Origin of the sequence: Paenibacillus sp. HGH0039 (assembly GCF_000411255.1) — a bacterium.
Classification (GTDB): domain Bacteria; phylum Bacillota; class Bacilli; order Paenibacillales; family NBRC-103111; genus Paenibacillus_F.
Genome location: NZ_KE150413.1, coordinates 2,487,154 through 2,504,004, shown reverse-complemented (window position 1 = coordinate 2,504,004; position 16,851 = coordinate 2,487,154). Strand labels below are relative to the sequence as shown.

Annotated in this window: 13 protein-coding genes and 2 pseudogenes; 4 read left to right on the top strand and 11 right to left on the bottom strand. The window is 50.0% G+C overall.

The window, feature by feature from the left end; translation table 11 throughout:
• Positions 1-27 precede the first annotated feature (27 nt).
• From HMPREF1207_RS25780 to HMPREF1207_RS25765, 4 genes are all read right to left on the bottom strand, one after another.
• Entirely contained in the window at positions 28-936 is a 909-nt protein-coding gene (locus HMPREF1207_RS25780; protein WP_009673563.1) for an ABC transporter permease, read from the bottom strand.
• 43 nt (positions 937-979) lie between these two features.
• On the bottom strand, positions 980-1,906 hold the full coding sequence (locus HMPREF1207_RS25775) for an ABC transporter permease (protein ID WP_009673855.1): 927 nt from the start codon (positions 1,904-1,906) through the stop codon (positions 980-982).
• A 15-nt stretch (positions 1,907-1,921) separates the two neighbouring features.
• Positions 1,922-3,592, bottom strand: coding sequence for an ABC transporter substrate-binding protein (locus HMPREF1207_RS25770; RefSeq protein WP_009673643.1), 1,671 nt, complete (start codon positions 3,590-3,592; stop codon positions 1,922-1,924).
• A 263-nt stretch (positions 3,593-3,855) separates the two neighbouring features.
• The gene (locus HMPREF1207_RS25765) at positions 3,856-5,151 is read right to left on the bottom strand and encodes an MFS transporter (protein WP_009673658.1); all 1,296 of its coding nucleotides are present in this window, start codon (positions 5,149-5,151) and stop codon (positions 3,856-3,858) included.
• 165 nt (positions 5,152-5,316) lie between these two features.
• Here HMPREF1207_RS25765 and HMPREF1207_RS25760 point away from each other — a divergent pair, with 165 nt between their 5' ends.
• On the top strand, positions 5,317-6,147 hold the full coding sequence (locus HMPREF1207_RS25760; RefSeq protein ID WP_231392138.1) for an MBL fold metallo-hydrolase: 831 nt from the start codon (positions 5,317-5,319) through the stop codon (positions 6,145-6,147).
• An 89-nt stretch (positions 6,148-6,236) separates the two neighbouring features.
• On the opposite strand, the gene HMPREF1207_RS25755 is transcribed toward HMPREF1207_RS25760, so the two are convergent.
• From HMPREF1207_RS25755 to HMPREF1207_RS25735, 5 genes and pseudogenes are all read right to left on the bottom strand, one after another.
• Positions 6,237-7,412 (bottom strand): MFS transporter, encoded by a 1,176-nt coding sequence (locus HMPREF1207_RS25755; RefSeq protein ID WP_009673675.1) that lies wholly within the window; start codon positions 7,410-7,412, stop codon positions 6,237-6,239.
• Positions 7,413-8,224: 812 nt separating this feature from the next.
• Positions 8,225-8,536, bottom strand: a pseudogene (locus HMPREF1207_RS30820) (Gfo/Idh/MocA family oxidoreductase); the annotation flags it as partial.
• 20 nt (positions 8,537-8,556) lie between these two features.
• Positions 8,557-9,054 carry a GNAT family N-acetyltransferase gene (locus tag HMPREF1207_RS25745; RefSeq protein ID WP_016424146.1) on the bottom strand — a complete coding sequence of 166 codons (498 nt, stop codon included), beginning with the start codon at positions 9,052-9,054 and terminating at the stop codon, positions 8,557-8,559.
• Between the two features lie 66 nt (positions 9,055-9,120).
• Positions 9,121-10,338, bottom strand: coding sequence for a 5-aminolevulinate synthase (gene hemA, locus HMPREF1207_RS25740; RefSeq protein ID WP_009673589.1), 1,218 nt, complete (start codon positions 10,336-10,338; stop codon positions 9,121-9,123).
• A 408-nt stretch (positions 10,339-10,746) separates the two neighbouring features.
• Positions 10,747-11,643, bottom strand: a complete 897-nt coding sequence (locus HMPREF1207_RS25735) for a LysR family transcriptional regulator (RefSeq protein ID WP_009673686.1) — start codon at positions 11,641-11,643, stop codon at positions 10,747-10,749.
• A gap of 134 nt (positions 11,644-11,777) precedes the next feature.
• Here HMPREF1207_RS25735 and HMPREF1207_RS25730 point away from each other — a divergent pair, with 134 nt between their 5' ends.
• Together HMPREF1207_RS25730 and HMPREF1207_RS25725 are read left to right on the top strand one after the other, a co-directional pair.
• On the top strand, positions 11,778-12,518 hold the full coding sequence (locus tag HMPREF1207_RS25730; RefSeq protein WP_009673803.1) for an SDR family NAD(P)-dependent oxidoreductase: 741 nt from the start codon (positions 11,778-11,780) through the stop codon (positions 12,516-12,518).
• Positions 12,519-12,898: 380 nt separating this feature from the next.
• A complete protein-coding gene (locus HMPREF1207_RS25725) occupies positions 12,899-13,879 on the top strand; it encodes a hypothetical protein (RefSeq protein ID WP_009673568.1) in 981 nt (326 codons plus the stop codon).
• Positions 13,880-14,194: 315 nt separating this feature from the next.
• Here the strand turns inward: HMPREF1207_RS25725 and HMPREF1207_RS25720 are convergent, their stop codons facing one another.
• Positions 14,195-14,689 (bottom strand): hypothetical protein, encoded by a 495-nt coding sequence (locus HMPREF1207_RS25720; RefSeq protein ID WP_009673817.1) that lies wholly within the window; start codon positions 14,687-14,689, stop codon positions 14,195-14,197.
• Positions 14,690-15,458: 769 nt separating this feature from the next.
• On the opposite strand from HMPREF1207_RS25720, the pseudogene HMPREF1207_RS28950 reads away from it, so the two are divergent.
• A pseudogene (locus HMPREF1207_RS28950) lies at positions 15,459-15,623 on the top strand (cyclic-phosphate processing receiver domain-containing protein); the annotation flags it as partial.
• A gap of 336 nt (positions 15,624-15,959) precedes the next feature.
• On the opposite strand, the gene HMPREF1207_RS25715 reads toward HMPREF1207_RS28950, so the two are convergent.
• Positions 15,960-16,778, bottom strand: coding sequence for an alpha/beta fold hydrolase (locus HMPREF1207_RS25715; RefSeq protein WP_009673541.1), 819 nt, complete (start codon positions 16,776-16,778; stop codon positions 15,960-15,962).
• Positions 16,779-16,851 lie beyond the last annotated feature (73 nt).

The window sequence follows — 16,851 nt, the reverse complement described above, 5'->3', positions numbered from 1 at the left end:
CCCCTCCCCTCCGGGTTTTTCTCCCGTTCATTTTGCAAGCCGCTTGGGATCGAGGGCATCCCTCCAGCGGTCTCCCACCAGATTGACGGCCAGCACCAGGAGTGTAATCGCGAGTCCCGGAAAAGTCGCATTCCACCAGGCGACGGTCAAATAACCTCTGCCCTGTGAAAGAAGCGTTCCCCAGTCCGGAATCTCCTTAAGCACACCCAGCCCCAGGAAACTAAGCGCAGAGCCGACCAGAATGGACGATCCGATTCCTATCGTCGCCATGACGAGCAGCGGAGAAAACACGTGAGGAAGCACATGCTTCACGAAAATATGACCTCCGCCCGCGCCGATCGACCGGGATGCAGCGATGTAGGGACGGCTTTTGATGCTGATCACCTGACTGCGGACAACCCGGGCAAATTTGGGCACCAGCGACACACTGACGGCCAGCACAATGTTGAGCAGACTCGGCCCCAAGGCGGCCGCAATGGCCAGTGACAGCAGCAAGCCCGGTATGGCCATGAGCACGTCAATGATCCGCATGAGCATTCCGTCCGCGAAGCCTCCGATGTAACCGGCCAGACTGCCGATCAGCATGCCTGCGGCCCCTCCGATGAGAACGGAACCTGCGCCGATCAGAAGTGAATCTCTGGCCCCGTATATGAGAAGGCTGAGCATATCCCTTCCATAGTAATCCGTCCCGAACCAGTGGGCGGCGCCCGGCTTCTGGAGCAGGGCGTCCGCATTCATTTCCGCCGGCGGATAAGGCGCCAGCCATTGCGGAACGACTGCACTGAGCGCAATCGCCGAGACGATTAAGAGCGCCGCATAATACGGAAGATCCCCTTGGCGCAAAAAGCCCGGTATTCTCCGTCTTTGTTTCGGTTCCCGGCTCCGCTCCCGGGTGAGCTGTTCCGGCATGTAGTTTACTTCTGCCGCGGTTTTCATACCGCTCCCCCCTTTTCACGCGTCTCTTTAACGGTCGCCTGCATCAGACGGCCCTTCTCACTCTGGGATCGATGAAAGCATAGGACAAGTCCACCAGCACATTTACAAGGACATACACGATTGCGGTAAAGAAAACGACGCCTTGTACGACCGGAAGATCTTTGGACAAGATGGCTCCCGCCAGCAGCCTGCCGATTCCCTGTCTGGAAAAGACCGTTTCGATCACGACGGCCCCGGCTATGAGTTCTCCGATCTGGATGCCGATCATGGTAAGAGCCGGAATTAGGGCGCTGCGCAGCGCATGCCGGTACATGACGACTCTTTCGCTAAGCCCTTTGGAACGAAGGGTGGTAATAAACGGTTCGTTCATAACCTCAAGCATGGAACTCCGTACCATGCGCACGATAAAACCCGATCCCACAAGTCCAAGCGCAGCCGCCGGCAGAACAAGCGACTCCCACCCTTCCGATCCTACGGCCGGAAACCAGTTCAACCGGACGGAGAAAACGAGGATCAGAAGGATGCCCGACCAGAAGGTCGGCATGGAAATTCCGAACAGCGACACGATGCGGGCCAGGAAATCAATGAAGCTGTTGCGGTGAACCGCCGAAAGCACGCCGAGCCAGATTCCCGTCACAACCGCCAGGAAAGTACCCGCTGCGGTAAGCAGCGCCGTTGCGGGAAACTGCTCCAAAATTTTGGGGAGCACCGGGTCGTCGTTAACGAGAGATTTCCCGAAATCCCCCCGCAGCAAATTTTCCGCATAGACGAGAAATTGCCGGATCACGGGCTGATCCAAGCCCAGCTGATGCCGCAGATTCGCTGCCGTCTCCGCAGAAGCGGACGTCCCGGCAAGCATCATCACCACCGGATCTCCCGGGAGCAGGTACAGAATAAAGAAGACGAGAACCGAAGCGCCTCCTATGACAAGCAGCGAAGAGACCAGTCTTCTTGCGATGGCGTAAATCAACCCGGCTTCCTCCCGTCACGATTTTTTCAGGCTTACATCGTAAAACAACGGATATCCCAGCGAATCGAATTTAAGTCCGCTCACGTTTTTCCCGGCTGCGACGGTATATGGAAATACGTACACGGGGAATCCGTATGCATTTTGGATCAGATAAGATTGAACCTGCTTGTAAATCTCCGCTCGCTTCTTGGGGTCCTGCTCTCTAAGCCCCTCTTCCAGCCAGGCGTCCAGCGTGGGATCGGATTTGTGGGTGTGGTTGTGCCCCCACTTCCCGTCTTTCGGAATGGCATTCGTATGAAAAAAGCTGCGCAAAATGTCCGGGTCGCCCGAAACATTACTGACGCCGACCAGATCATTCGTCCCCTTGACCATAAGAGCCGTCGTCGTATCGGCCAAAATTTCCACTTCCACGGCGATTCCGGCTTTTTTCAGCTGCTGCTGGATCATCGCCGCAATGTCGTTGCGCTTCTCCCTGTTCGGCGACGCGTCGATGTAACGGATCGTCAGCTTCTTGCCGTTTTTCTCACGGATTCCGTCCGCCCCCTTGATCCAGCCTAGTCCGTCAAGCAGGCGGCCCGCTTCGTTCGGATCGGGTTTGAGCGCCCCTTCCAACGAGGGATTGTAGCCAAGCACGGACGGAGTCAACGGAGACCAGGCACGCGTATATGCGCCCAGATACAGCGTTTTGACGATGGCATCGAAGTCGATCGACAGCTGGACGGCCTTGCGGGCCTCCAGCTCGTTCCAGGGCGCATGATCCTGATTGAGCATCAGCGTGTAGGGAATGCCCGAAGACTCCGCCTGGAAAAGTTGCACGTTCGGGTCATTCTTCAAAGAGACGAAATTCTGGGGAGGCACCGTCTCTCCGGCCGAAACCTGCCCGCTTTGAACGCTGCCGATTCGGGTCGCCTCCTCGGGAATAATTTTGAATACGAGCTTGTCTATGTACGGTGCGCCTTTATTGGCCGCCAGTTCCGGCGCCCACTTGTAATCAGGATTGCGCTGCAGCGTGACGGCCGAATTCTCGGTCCAGCTCACGAATTTGAAAGGGCCTGTGCCTACGGGGTTTTTGGTAAGCTGGTCCTTGTATTTCTCGGCGGCCGCCGGTGAAACGATTCCGAGAAAAGCCTGGCTGAGCGAACTCAGAAACGCGCTGTAAGGCGATTTCAGCCGCACCTTTACGGTGTATTCGTCAACCGCTTCGGACGATTCAAAAGGACCCAGCAGGGTAACGGCGAACCGGGATTTGGTAGCCGGATTCACGATCCGGTCGAAATTCGCTTTAACGGCAGCCGCATTAAAGGGCGTTCCGTCATGGAACTTAACGTCCTTGCGCAGCTTAAACGTATACTCTTTTCCGTCGGGTGAAACCGTCCATTCCTCGGCGAGCCACGGTTTGATGGACTGGTCGGGCAGCTGGACGACAAGACTGTCGTAAATGGAGCGCATAACCCGGTAATCGAGTGCGGCGGGCACCACGTTAGGATCGAGTCCGGACGGCGATCCGGCGAGCGCGTACGTAAACGTGCCGCCTTGAACGGCGGACGGCTGCCCGGCTGCTCCGTTTTCAGAGGCCGGAGGGATTGCGCTGCCGGTATTCCCCGCGTTTCCCCCGCAGCCGGACACGATCACGAGAATAAGTGCAGTCAAAACTGCCTTGTGAAAATTACGTCTGGATGAAATCATAAGTCCTCTCCATTTCATTAAGTTTAAGTCGCATTCTGCCGCCTTCCCGTTGCCGGCTCATTTTGCCCCACAAAAAAAGGAGACACAGCTTCCCTCCGGGAAAGACCGTATCTCCAGTGACCTGGTCGATATCTGATTAAACCGATAATATTAGTATGTTATGATTATAGCGATCCCTCTTATTTCTGTCAATCCTTGGGAATCAAGACGTGTAAATAAAAAAAGGACACTTCCATTCGGAAGCATCCCGATCAAATCGGCTGTTACCCGGCTGCCTGCTCGGCTTCCTCCACCGGCTTGAAGCGTTCTTTGCCGAAGAACACGTGAAACAGAATACAAATCACGGTATAAACGACGGCCGTAATGCTGAAAGCGTAGGCGTAGCCGTAGTAAGAACCGTACATCGCCACAAGTCCCATGCTGACCGGAGAGGCCAGAAACCAGCCCAGATTGAACATCGCTTCCCCGGAGCTGGACGCAAGTCCCCGCATCGATCGGTCGACATACTTCATTTTGATCGTGCTGTAAAAAGGATTCGCCGCATTCATAAGCGCCTGTCTGAACAAGTATCCTACGCTGGCCAGTGTAAAATTAGACGAGTACGCCGTAATCAGCAGAAAAGGAATCGAGCTCAACTGGAGCAGGACGACCGCTCTCGCTTCGCCGATTTTGCGCGCAATGGCGGGACCGAGCAGAAAAGCAAGCGCGGTCGCCCCTTGACCCAGCGACACGATGAAGCCGATCATCGTTTTAGAGGCATCGAACCTGTCCTCGAAATACACGTTCAAATAAGGCACGATCATCCCGCCCGCCGTCGATGACAGCAGACTCAGAAACGCAAACAGCGCGATAATCTGCAGCGAAGACTTGTGCCTGGATGCCGTTTGCCGCCAGCCGGGTTTAGGACCGGCCCTTTTATCCTCCCTTTCGTCTTTTTCTCCGGAAGCTTCCGATGTATACAAGAGCACGGGAATGAGTCCGAGCGCCATCGTTCCGACCCCGATCAGCAAAGTCGTTCTCAAGCTGAGCACTTCCGAGATGCCGAAGGCAAACTGGAACATGTCCGTCAAAACGCCGCCCAGCATATTTCCCGCCACGCTTGCGAACATACTTAGCGCCATGTTGAAGCTGAACAAGTGAACCCGCTGTCGGGGCGTCGAATTGTTGGCCATAAAAGGAATAATCGTAGCGGATACGACCGCCTGCGACATTCCGCCGAGAAACGAAGTGACGAGGAGGGCGTTTTTGAATTCGAAAAGAGAGCGGGCCGTCAGTGCCAGCAGCACAAAAAAGAGACCGGCGGATACGATCCGCTTGGGCCCGAATCTGTCGTTCATTATTCCCGCCGGGATTAATATGATTGCGGATGCTATAGCCGTCATCCCGACCAACTGTCCAACCATCGTCTGATCGTAGCCAAGAGCGCGGACGTACAAATTGTACACGAGCCCGAACATGCCGAGACCCGTATTCCACACGAAAATAAACACGAAAAAAAGACGAATGTTCCGGCTGTATTCGAGCAGTTGGGTTTTCCATTCGTTTAGAAAGTTCGTCATGCTCCTAGCATAACTCATTTCTCTGGTAAGCGGTATCTTTTTTCATCCGCCGGTGAATAAAAGGTTTCATTCAAAAGATAAGCCCGCCCGGTTTCTTTCTCCGCCTTTGGATGCTACAATTTCTCTTAAATGCCGGGCGCAAATCGTCCATGGAGCAAGGAGATTATGAAACGTATGATCCAATACCAGAACGGACATGTAACTGTCTTTCAAAGCGCGATATACAAAACAACCTCGACCGTAATCGTGACAGATGATCTCGTCTTGATCGCAGATCCGAATTGGCTGCCTCGGGAGATCGAAGAAATCCGGCAGCATGTCGAAGCCGTGCGGGGCGACCGGCCGGTTTACGTGCTGTTTACCCACGGCGATTTCGACCATATTATCGGATATAAGGCGTTCCCGGGGGCTGTCACGATCGGAAGCGAAGGACTGCTGAGCCACCCGGACAAAGAAAAAAAGCTGGCCCTCATCACTTCGTTCGATGCCGGCCACTGTATCGACCGAGGCTATCCCGTGGAGTTCCCGCACGTTGACATCGCAGCGGCCGGAAACGGGCAGGTGTTCCAGCTCGGAGAAACCCGCCTGACTTTCTATCTCGCACCCGGTCATACGGCTGACGGGCTGATGACCGTGGTCGAGCCGTTAGGCATACTGATCGCCGGGGATTATTTGTCGGACTTCGAGCTGCCCTTCATTTATGACAGCGCTAAAGCATATGAGCGGACATTGGACACTGTCCGGCACATTTACGGCGCCCATAACTTGGAGCTGCTTGTCCCCGGACACGGGCAGGCGACCGGAGACGTCCGCGAAATGGAGCGCCGGCTGGAGCTCGCGGACCGGTACCTCGCAAGCCTGATCGGGGCCGTTCAGGCTGACGACGACAACGCTCTGCTGGCGCTCCGGGACGCGCACGCTTACCGCTCCGCCTTTACGGACGGCTGCCACGACGAGAACGTCCGGATCGTCCGGAGCGAGTACGCCGGCGGCTAGCGCGGACGACTGGCGCGGACGACAAAAAGACCTTTCATGCCGCTGAGCGGCTGAAAGGTCTTTTTGCATTTGCGCTCACGCGATCCCGCTCAAGACTGGATCTTCTCTTCCCGGCCGGCTTTGGCAAAGCCCCGGCTGCGCGAGACGATCCAGATCTGCCCGAGCAGCGCCGCCGCAATCAGCGCGCCCGCCGCGATCGGCAGCTGGCCGGGTGCCAGCCCCGCGAGCAGAACCGCGCCGCCAAAGGCGGAGCCTACCGCGCTGCCGAGATAATTCGCGGAGCTGTTCAGCGCCACGGCGGCCGGTCCGTGTTCAGGCTGAAGGACGAGGAGTACATGCTGCTGCGGAGCCTGTGAAGCCCAGCCGGTCGCCCCCCACACGACGAAGGCCACGAAAGCGGCAAGCGTGTAGTGAATCCCGACCGGAAGGACGAAGACTGCCAGCGCCATCAGCGCCAGAATCACGGTCATCAGCAGCCCGGGACGTCCCGTACGGTCAATGAGCGTCCCGATGGAAAAGCTGCCGATGACTCCGCCGATTCCCCACGCCCACAAGTACGGCGTGATAGCCTGGACGTCAGCCAGATCCTGCAGGACGGACGCCACGTACGTGTACAGCCCAAGACTGGCGACACTCGTAATAAATGTGATGCCGACAGTCGCGGCAACGCGCCCGTTCGTCATCATGGCAAGACGCTGACGCAGGGAAGGCGGAGCCGCAGCCGGAAAGTTCGGAAACCAAGCGGTAATGCCGATTATCGCGATGACGCCGAGTGCCGTTACGGCCCAGAGCGTTCCACGCCAGCCGATCTGTTCGGCAATGAGCAGCCCTACGGGGACCCCGATGACGGTCCCCATGCTCATTCCGCCCAGCGTCATGCCGAGCGCTCTCCCCCGTTTCTCGCTGGAAACGAGGGCCGCCGCAGCTGCCGCCGCCAGCGGCGAATACAGGCCCGCTCCGATCCCGGCAATCGCGCGGGAGAGCAGCAGGAGCGTATAGGTCGGCGCAAGAGCCGTTCCCGCGTTGGCCAGCGTGAACACGACGAGCGCCAGCAGGAGTATGCGCCTTACCGGCTTGCCGGCCAGTATCGTGGCGAATACCGGCGCCGCCAGTGCATAGCAGAGCGTAAACACGCTTACGGCCTGACCGGACTGCGATGCGCTGATGGCGAAGTCCGATCCGATTGCGGGAAGCAGACCCGCCACCACGTAGGCGTCAAAGCCCAAAGCGAACATGCCGATGGTAAGCAGTAAAACTTTTTGCATGGAAATCTCCCTCGCTTATCTTGTTCGATGGTAGACCCGGAAGCTCAGCCGAGGCGTTCCCAGTTCGTTTCATCATTGAAAAACTCCCGTTCGGAGCCGACGACATACTGTACAGGGCCGATTGTCCTCGCGTCCGCGTCGATCCTATTGAGCAGCTTCTGGAGCTTCAGGGAACTTGGCAAATCCGCGAAAGGCTGGGAAGGTTCCGCCCCTGAAGCGGCAAACCCCGCAGCATCGCCGACGAGCCGGATTAACTTGCGGATCGTGTTCAGCTCCGGACGGCTTTCGTCGATTTCCGTCTTGAGATCCACGATGACGCGTTCTCCGGTATTCGTTTTTTCCCAAATCCGCAAATAATCGATATCCCAGACCGGCGTGTCAAAAATCATCGTCGCAAAAATCAGCTTATTCGCCGGCGAGGCGAAGACGAGATCGACCTCCCGCTTGCGGAGAATATTGACGAAGCTGCTGTAACCCGTCACGACGGCTCCCGCCAGATTGGCGGTTATCGCCGCACTGTCCAGCACGGCCGTTCCGGAAATGGAGAAATCGGAGCGGATGCCCTGCAGATCCTTCAACTCCAGCTCCGCATCTCCGCCGCTCACCCACTGCACGAGATCGAGCGGATGAATAATTTCGCTGATCACCCCGCTTGTCGGCCTGTGGTCGTTAATCCGGTCCTTTCCCCAGTAAAAGTTGGCGCGTACGAGACGCAAATTATGATCCTTCACATACTGCTTCAGCGTGATCGAGGCATCCGAGTACCGCTCCACTAGGTCCAGAGCGAATCCCGAGGTGTGCTTCAAGCTTGCCTCCACCTCATCGAGATCGTCCTGAGGATGCACCAGAGGTTTCTCGCAAATAACGAATCCCCGGTAGCCCCGGAGCTGTTTGATCACGTCGATATGATATTCGTCGTTTACGCTTACGACGACTACGGCAGGCTCGAATTCTTTCAGTGCCGTCTCTATGTCGGAAAAATACCGGTAGCCGTTCGATTTCGGGCTGCGGTTCACATATGCGATCTCAACGGGTTCATTTCCCGTCACAGCCGGGTCCAGATTGGAGAAGGCTTGCGAGAAGCGGGTTCCCGCATAGCCCAGTCCGATAATTAGTACGTTCATGCGCGTCCTCCCGGGAATCATTAAAATTCTTTAATCAGAAGATCTTCCCCCGATTCCGAAAAACCCAAATTCTCATACAGCCGCTTGGCGGAGGGGGTCGTCTGGAGCGTTACCTTTCCTACTTCGTTGGCACGGAACCAGGATAAAACATAATTCATAATCCCTTCGCCCAGTCCGTGGCGCCGCTTGTCCGGATGAACGACCACGGTCTGAATCCAGCCGACTTTACCGTTCAGGCAGCCTTTCATCGGCGCCCGGTCGTCGATAATGCCGATAGCGCAGGCGCAAATCCGTTCTTCGTCGTCGAGGCTCGCCGCCGCCACGAGTATGCGGTCGTTTCCCGTCAGATTGGCTCGGAGCCAATTCCGGTACTCCGACTGCCAGGCGAGGTCTTCTTCGGCGGAGTGGGAGACATAATGCCCCTCTCCCCGGCTGAGCAAAATTTTACGGAGCTCCACAAGCTCGCCTATATCTTCCAACGAAGCCCTTCTTATCCGCAGGGTCAGACTCGTATTCATGCCGATTCACTCCCGTTTCTTCTGTTGGCAGGCTGACGGAACCGACCTTTCAACCGGAAGATCGGGTCAGGCTTTCAAAGCCAGCGTTTTGATATCGAAATACTCGAACACTTCGGTTAAGGCGTTTACGAGTTCGTAGATGTGCTCTTCCGTATGATTCGGAGTCACATTCACCCGGAACCGCTCCGTACCGACCGGCACTGTCGGCGAGTTGATCGGCTGCAGGTAAACATGATGCTTCTCCAGCAGTCTGCGCGCAGCCAGCTTGCATTTCTTCGCCTCCCCGACCAGAACGGGAAGAATATGCGTCTCGCTGGATTCCATCACCGGAATGCCAGCCTCGGCCAGCACATTGCGCAGCAGGGCCGTCTTGGCATGAAGTGCGCCGCGCTCCGCATCCGAACGCTTCAAATGCTCCACACTGGCGTAGCAGGCCGCTACTACGGCCGGAGGCAGGGACGTTGTGAAAATGAAGCCCGAGGCGAAGGATCGCACGCTGTCGATCAGCGGTGCCGAACCCGTTATGTAGCCTCCTATAATCCCGATGCCCTTGGCCATCGTTCCCTGAATGAAATCGATGGAGTCCGCTACGCCGAGCTGGGCCGCAATTCCCGCGCCGCGCGGTCCGTACATCCCGATGGCATGTACCTCGTCTAGGAACGTGAGGGCTTTGTATTTTTTCGCTAACCGCACGATTTCACGGACCGGCGCGATATCCCCGTCCATCGAGTACACCGATTCGAACACGATGATTTTGGCCCGGTCGGCCGGCTGGGCGGCCAGCAGTTCTTCCAGATGCTGCACGTCGTTGTGCCGGAAAACGGCTTTTTCCGTTTTGGAGCTGACAATTCCGTTAATGATGGAAGCATGATTCAAAGCGTCCGAGAAAATGATACTGTCGGGAAAAATGCGCGCCAGGCACTGGAGCGTGGCGTCGTTGGAGCCGTAGCCCGTCGGGAATACGAGAGCCGCTTCTTTGCCGTGCCATTCCGCCAGCGAAGCTTCCAGCTCCGCGTAATAGTGGTGGGAACCTCCGATATTCCGGGAACCGCCGGAGCCGGCTCCGTACAATTCTATCGCCTTGTGCATCGCTTCGATAACAACTGGATGTTGAGACATACCGAGATAATCATTGCTGCACCATACGACCACCGGGTGATCTCCCTGGTTATCGACAAGAGCCATAGGGTATTTTGTCCGCAGCCGGTTAATGGTGACAAACTCGCGATATTGGCCGCTTTCCTTCAATTGGTTCAATTTGCTTTCAGCAATTTCCGTGTACATCTTTCATCCCTCCAGTTTCATGATTTGTATATTTTTATATCATGTGGATCTCCTATCCAATTAATAGTATAGGTTAACTCGGATATAACAATCAAGAGGTTTTTTGTAAATTTGTACAATTCTGTCAATTATATTTTCCAGTCAGCCTGCTTAGTCTGGAATAACATACGGAAACAATAATTATACAAAGGTTAATTCTCTTCTTCTTCCATCTTAACGTGACAAGATTAAAGGAGCTTTTTCAGGGAATGAACTTTTTGTTAATTTACAAGTTAATGGTTAATTTATGGCGATTCCGGCCCCCTCGTATAAACCTCCCGGAGGAACCAGAAAAACAAAAAAACACCGCCCGTCGGTGTTTTTTTGCTTTGGCGAATTATAGAAGGCAAGCCGGAATGAACAGGAGCGTCATCCCTTTTGACGGGTGAACTCGTGCAGCAGAAAGTCATACAAGTTCTTTCCCGCTCGCTTTAACGGCAGATCAGCCGATCTGCAAATCAGACCGCACGTCATGTTAATTCCGCTACCCTCCATGGGAAGCGCTAACGTGCCTTCTGGCAAGGGATCGAGCACCATCCTCGGAACAAGCGCTGCGCCGAGGCCTTCGGCGACATAATGTTTCAGCGCGGACATGCTGCCGATCTCCATCGTATCCGGCGGAAAGCTTCCCTCTTCCCGGAGCGCCGTCTCCAGCTTTCTGCGGTAAGGACACGACTGTGCCGTAATAAGCAGACGGGTTTCGCGAAGCTGACCCAGCGTCACCGAGTCCGATTCCGCCCGGGCCAGCGCGTGATCTTGGGGCACAAGCAGGAGAAACTCTTCCGTAAACAGAGGCTCGAAATGGAGCTGAGCGGCCGAATCCGGGAACGAGCCTAGGCCGAAGTCCAGCTCGCCTTTAAGGATTTTATCCGTCAAAACAGACGTTCCGGCAATCTCAACGGAGATTCGAATGTTCGGGTACACATCCGTAAAACGGCGGATCAGTCTGGGAAACTGGTGACTGGCCGTCGGCTCCGTAACGCCGACCCTTACATGCCCCGCCTCGCCCGACGCAAGATCACCCAGCGTTTTTTGCAGCTGCTCCATGCTTTTCAGGATCGGAATGCTTTGTTCATAAAAGAGGCGGCCCGCTTCGGTTAAGGCAATTTTTTTGCCGCGTTCGAACAAGAGCACGCCCAGATCGCTTTCCAGCTTCTGAATCTGGGTAGTGACAGTTGACGGGGAATAAGCCAATTCTTCGGCCGCACGGGCAAAGTTTTCGTGTTCGACGATTTTTTGAAAGGACTTTAACGTTTTGAAATCCAACCGGCGTTCCTCCCTTCACTTCATTCAATTATTTTGAACAATTCCTTCAAAACATTCAAGTATATGAAATCACTCTTTTCCTTTAAACTGGATACAGAAAACCTAAATTGAATTCCTTGAAGGAGTGATCGTACATGTTCATGCAAAATAAAGTCGCCTGGGTAACAGGCGGGGGTACCGGCATCGGCAGGGCGACCAGTCTTGAACTGGCCAGACGGGGCGCCATCGTGGCCATCAGCTACTCGCAATCCGGAGAGGATGCGGAATCCACCGTGCGGAGGATTGCCGAAGAAGGCGGGCGTGCCGCCGCTTTTAAAGCGAATGTGACCCGGGAAAGCGAAGTCAGGGAGCTTGCGGAACTGATTGCCGCCCGGTTCGGGAGCATTGACCTGCTTGTCAACAATGCCAGCGTCACCCGGCATATCCCGATGAGCGATTTGGATGCGGCTACGGAGGAAGTTTGGGATGAACTTTATGCGGTCAATGTCAAAGGCATGTTTACCTGCGCCAAAGCCGCCGCTCCCCGGATGAAAAAGAACAAAAGCGGCGCCATCGTCAATGTCGGCAGCATAGCCGGACTTACAGGTCTCGGCTCCTCCATCCCTTACGCCGTGTCGAAGGCAGCCGTCCACGGGCTGACCAAATCCCTGGCCCAAGCGCTTGCGCCGGAGATCCGCGTGAACTGCGTCGCGCCAGGCGCGGTAGCGACACGCTGGTGGAAAGGCCGCGAAGAAACGATGAACGCCCTCATCGGCAAGCTTCCGCTCCAGCGGATTGCGACCCCCGAAGACATCGCCCAAATTATCTGCTCCCTTCTGGAACAGGAGGCGGTTACGGGGCAGATTTTGACGGCAGATGCCGGGCAGACCCTGTAGCTTTGGAGTTTTGTAACTCCAGCGCTTCTATATAGAAAGCCAACCCGGGCAGAGGAGATTCTTGTGTCGCCGGTTGGAATCGCGTCGAAATCAATGGCAAGAAATAATTTATAAAAGATACTAGTTATATCGGTCTGCCAAGCTGAACACAGTTTTCAGTCCCGGACTATCTTGAAAGTTCATTAATCCGGTCATTTAACTGAGTGAGCACTAGATAAAAAAGATCATGGCACCTTTGTTTTATTAAAAGTCAAGTTCTTTTAGTTTCTTATTCTAATTAATTAAAGACAATAGAATGTTACACATTTTAATCCCTCTATATTAGTTGTTTAAAAATGTATATAGTACATTTAAAGTAACTAATATAGAGGGGGATTTTTATGTTTGTTTTAAATTTTTTTGAAATGAAAAATTCAATGGACGCAGCTAAAGGGTTGGCTAATTATTTTGATGTGGATATAGAAAGTGTACTTAATAGAATAGATAAGAATTACAACCTCATAGATCTAATAGAAGATTTAAAAATTGATTTAAACTATACATATCATCCAGAAACCCTTTTGACTTGTAGACACGCAACAACTACTAACGACAATTTATATTCTATACGTAATAAGGGGCTTTTGAATCTTAAGAGAATGTTAGAAGAAGAAACGACCTTAAGCACATTTTTGTTTTCATATGGCATTTCTATTAACGTAAGTGAAAAGAAATTCATTTACAAAAATCAAGTTTTCCCTATTTATTCTTATCGAAAAAATAATATTGAAGAAGAATATAAGAGATGTAATAGTTATGACTTATACGAAACTAATCCTACTTTAAAAGATGATTATTATCACAAAGCAATGGATTTACTGTATTTGAAATTGTATTATGATGATTGCGAAACAGAAGTGTTTTTAGATGGCGATTTAAAGAAAATATACGATTATGACTCAGTTAGATATTCCCCAGAGATATTGAATACGATTGAAAATATAGTTAAATATCTTGATAATGTTCCTTTATTTTATTTACAGGATTCATGGGCTAAAAAAGAGAACTGCAAGTATTACATTTTGGAGTTCGATGTTCCAATTGACTGCTTTGTAAATTCCACTATTCATTCAACCTTTGACCGTTTTGGGGAAATAAGTGACATTGCAGAATTGTTTGGTTATACCGAATGGCAATATGAAGATGGGTTAATCGATAACACATTCTTTAATAATTTATTTATCCTCAAAAATTTAATTTCGAAAATAATAGAAGATTATGCACATACTTTTGGTCAAATAGCTTCATCTACTATAATAGATGGACATAAGATTCGAACAATTATTGAACATGACGTTAAAGAAAAAACCCTTTACGATTGAATCGTAATGTAGCTTTTGAATAAAGTTCGATTAAAAGTAAGTTGCAAACGCTGATTTTATACAGAAAGAAACCAACTGTTTTGAAACAAAGTTTGATCAAAACAGTTGGTTCTTTATTTATCTAGTTTGATTTTTATAATAAAGATTGATTATTTCTGGATGCGAATCTTCAATTAAAGTACCCGTTAGTTGAGCATTCGCCACACATACTGAAGTAATTTTGACTTACAAAAGAAATCATGAGCAAGCACCTAGTCACTTCTGCCCTTAATCAATTTTGTATATAGAAGTGTAGTGTCCAAAGAAAATAAAGTTTTAAATCTTTGTGGGATTTCTATTACTAATGAATTTTTGTTCCTTGATTTCTTCAAATCTTTCTTCAAGCAATGGAATAAACATAACAGCATCAAAATCTTGAAAACGGTCTTTGTATTTTAAGATAATCTCTTTAAAATATAGAAAAATATCATCGCAAAGCGTTTTTCTAGTTTCATCTTCTGATAAAGTTTCATACTTATTTAAAACAAGCATTTGGTCTATTATAAGTTTATCATCCTTTTTAATATATCTTGCAAACGACTTTAAATTACCCACTTCAATATATCTTAGAAGATAAAATCTAAGAATAGTACCCAATGTAATATGACTGTATTGTGCATTGATCTTCCTTAATTTGGGGGCAATTGAATCTTGCCAAACATAATCATTTAAGGCATCGGTAATATAGTGTAACACCTTATTATTTATATCAGCTTTTTCTACAGTTTCTCCCCCATAAGAATCAGACGTAATCTTTAAAAAAATACCCATAATAATATCCTCTCCTAATATAAATTAAATGTCCATGAGTAAATATTTCTTCTTCGTGTAGAATATATAGTCAGTCTAATACTTATTATTCGGAGCCAAAAGGTTTAGCAATTCAGAAATCCACGTAGGATCAACAGATCCAGTCTAAAACTTTATTTTCTTCGGACATGTAGCAGTTTATGAGAATGTTACATCTTGATATTTAATTTAAAGAGCTTCTTTAGATTCTGTTTCAAAGCAGACTTAGCTATAGCATTCATATCATATCCCTGTCCAATAAAAATGACTAACCGTTTTCCACTCTTGTTATTATCCTAATTGGATTGTACCACATTTTTTAAGAAAACTGCTCCGTTAGTTTAAGTACATTTCATCACAATCTTTATAGTTACATTAACATAAATATCCAATAAAGAATCATCTAACCTTTAAGAAATTTACAGAGAAGGGAAGATATTAATCAAACTTTATTACAAATTTATATAGACTAAACTAATAAGAGGATATTATGTTCAATATATGAGCATATATCCTCTTTTCCTATGCATATTATATTCGTTAATTAGATGTTGAAAATATATGTTTAAAATATCGTATATTATGCAACGTTTGTTTCTTTGGGGACTTAGCCCACAGCTGGAGGCGTAGTGAGGTCTTTAGACCGAGCGTTAATATCTTTGGCTATTCGTAACAAGTAGTGGAAACTAATTTTTAAAAATTATATTTCACTACGTATTTGAAACATATCGTGGAGAAAGGAATTACTATTATGATTAATGTATATGTGGATGATTTAAGAGATTGTCCGATTGGTTTTGTCGTGGCAAGAACGTTTCAAGAAGCCATTCACTTACTTGAAACTCACGAAGTAGATATACTTTCTCTTGACCATGATTTAGGAGAAGATCTACAAGGTAATCTATTGCCAACAGGAAAAGCACATTACTAAAATTTGCATTTAGTAATGTGCATTTTTATTTAATGTGTAACATTATAAATGAAACACTATTGAATAAGATATAATGTACAATTACTTGTACTTCATCTTACAGAGTGTCCATGATCTTTTGGTTTGAAAAGCCTTTGGATTTTATAAGGGACCCGGCTTTCCCATTATTTCACTAGGGATAGTGAACTGACTCTTCGACGTTACTTTCATTGCTTTTCTAACTAAACTATTCCCACTCATATCATCACTCTCCCACGATAATAATGTAGAAAAGATAAAAAGGTATAGATAAAAGTATCTATACCTTCTCGGAGGTTATTGCTAATTGATACGTGTAAACATCGCATGGATAGCGCTGATTACCGCTTGCGGCTTATTCAATTGAATGTAATGGCCGGAGTCAACGGTTGTGTGAACAACATCGTTGGATAGGGCTGCAATTTTGTTTTGCAAGGAAGCCCATTTGGTTTCGTCGAACAAGCTGCCTGGGTTTTGCTCATTGCAGACACCGTGACAGTTCGCGGAAAGAACCGTAATCGGTATGTTACGAAGTGCATCTTGTGCATTCAATTGACGAATTTGTTGATCAATTGTCAACCAGTCGGTCCATGCAAACTCGTCCGAGTACTCAAGGTCGCCGCGGATAAAATCTTCTCCGTATTCTTGAACTACATTTTCGTGAGTGGAATCAACAAAGATAATGCCAGCTGCTTCGCCGGGATACAGAGCAGCGAAGGTACGTGCAAACACGCCGGAAATCGAATGGCTCACAAACAGGTACGGGCCGGGAATATTTGCGTTATGAAGTAAGGCGTGAAGTTGAGCTGCTTTTGTCTCAGCGTCCTTGGCAATGTTAGCGTCATCATCGGATTGACCACGACCGGCACGGTCATAGGAAACGGTCAATGTGCTATGAGCGATTTGTTGTTGTACATAAGCCGTTTGCCATACAGCATGGTCATCACCGGCGCCGGAATCGAATACCACAGTTGGTTTACCAGGGACAGATGTTCCTTGGACGTCGATAAGAAGATCCAATCCGCTGCCGACATCAACCTTGGATGTTTGAGCGAACGCCGTTGTTACGGACAATAAAAGAATGACTACCATTAATAGGGCCATTTGGGAAAAACGTTTCATGATTTCTCATTCTCCCTTGTATTTGTTTTACTATCGCGCGATTGAATAACAATCTATTCATTTAATAAAGGAT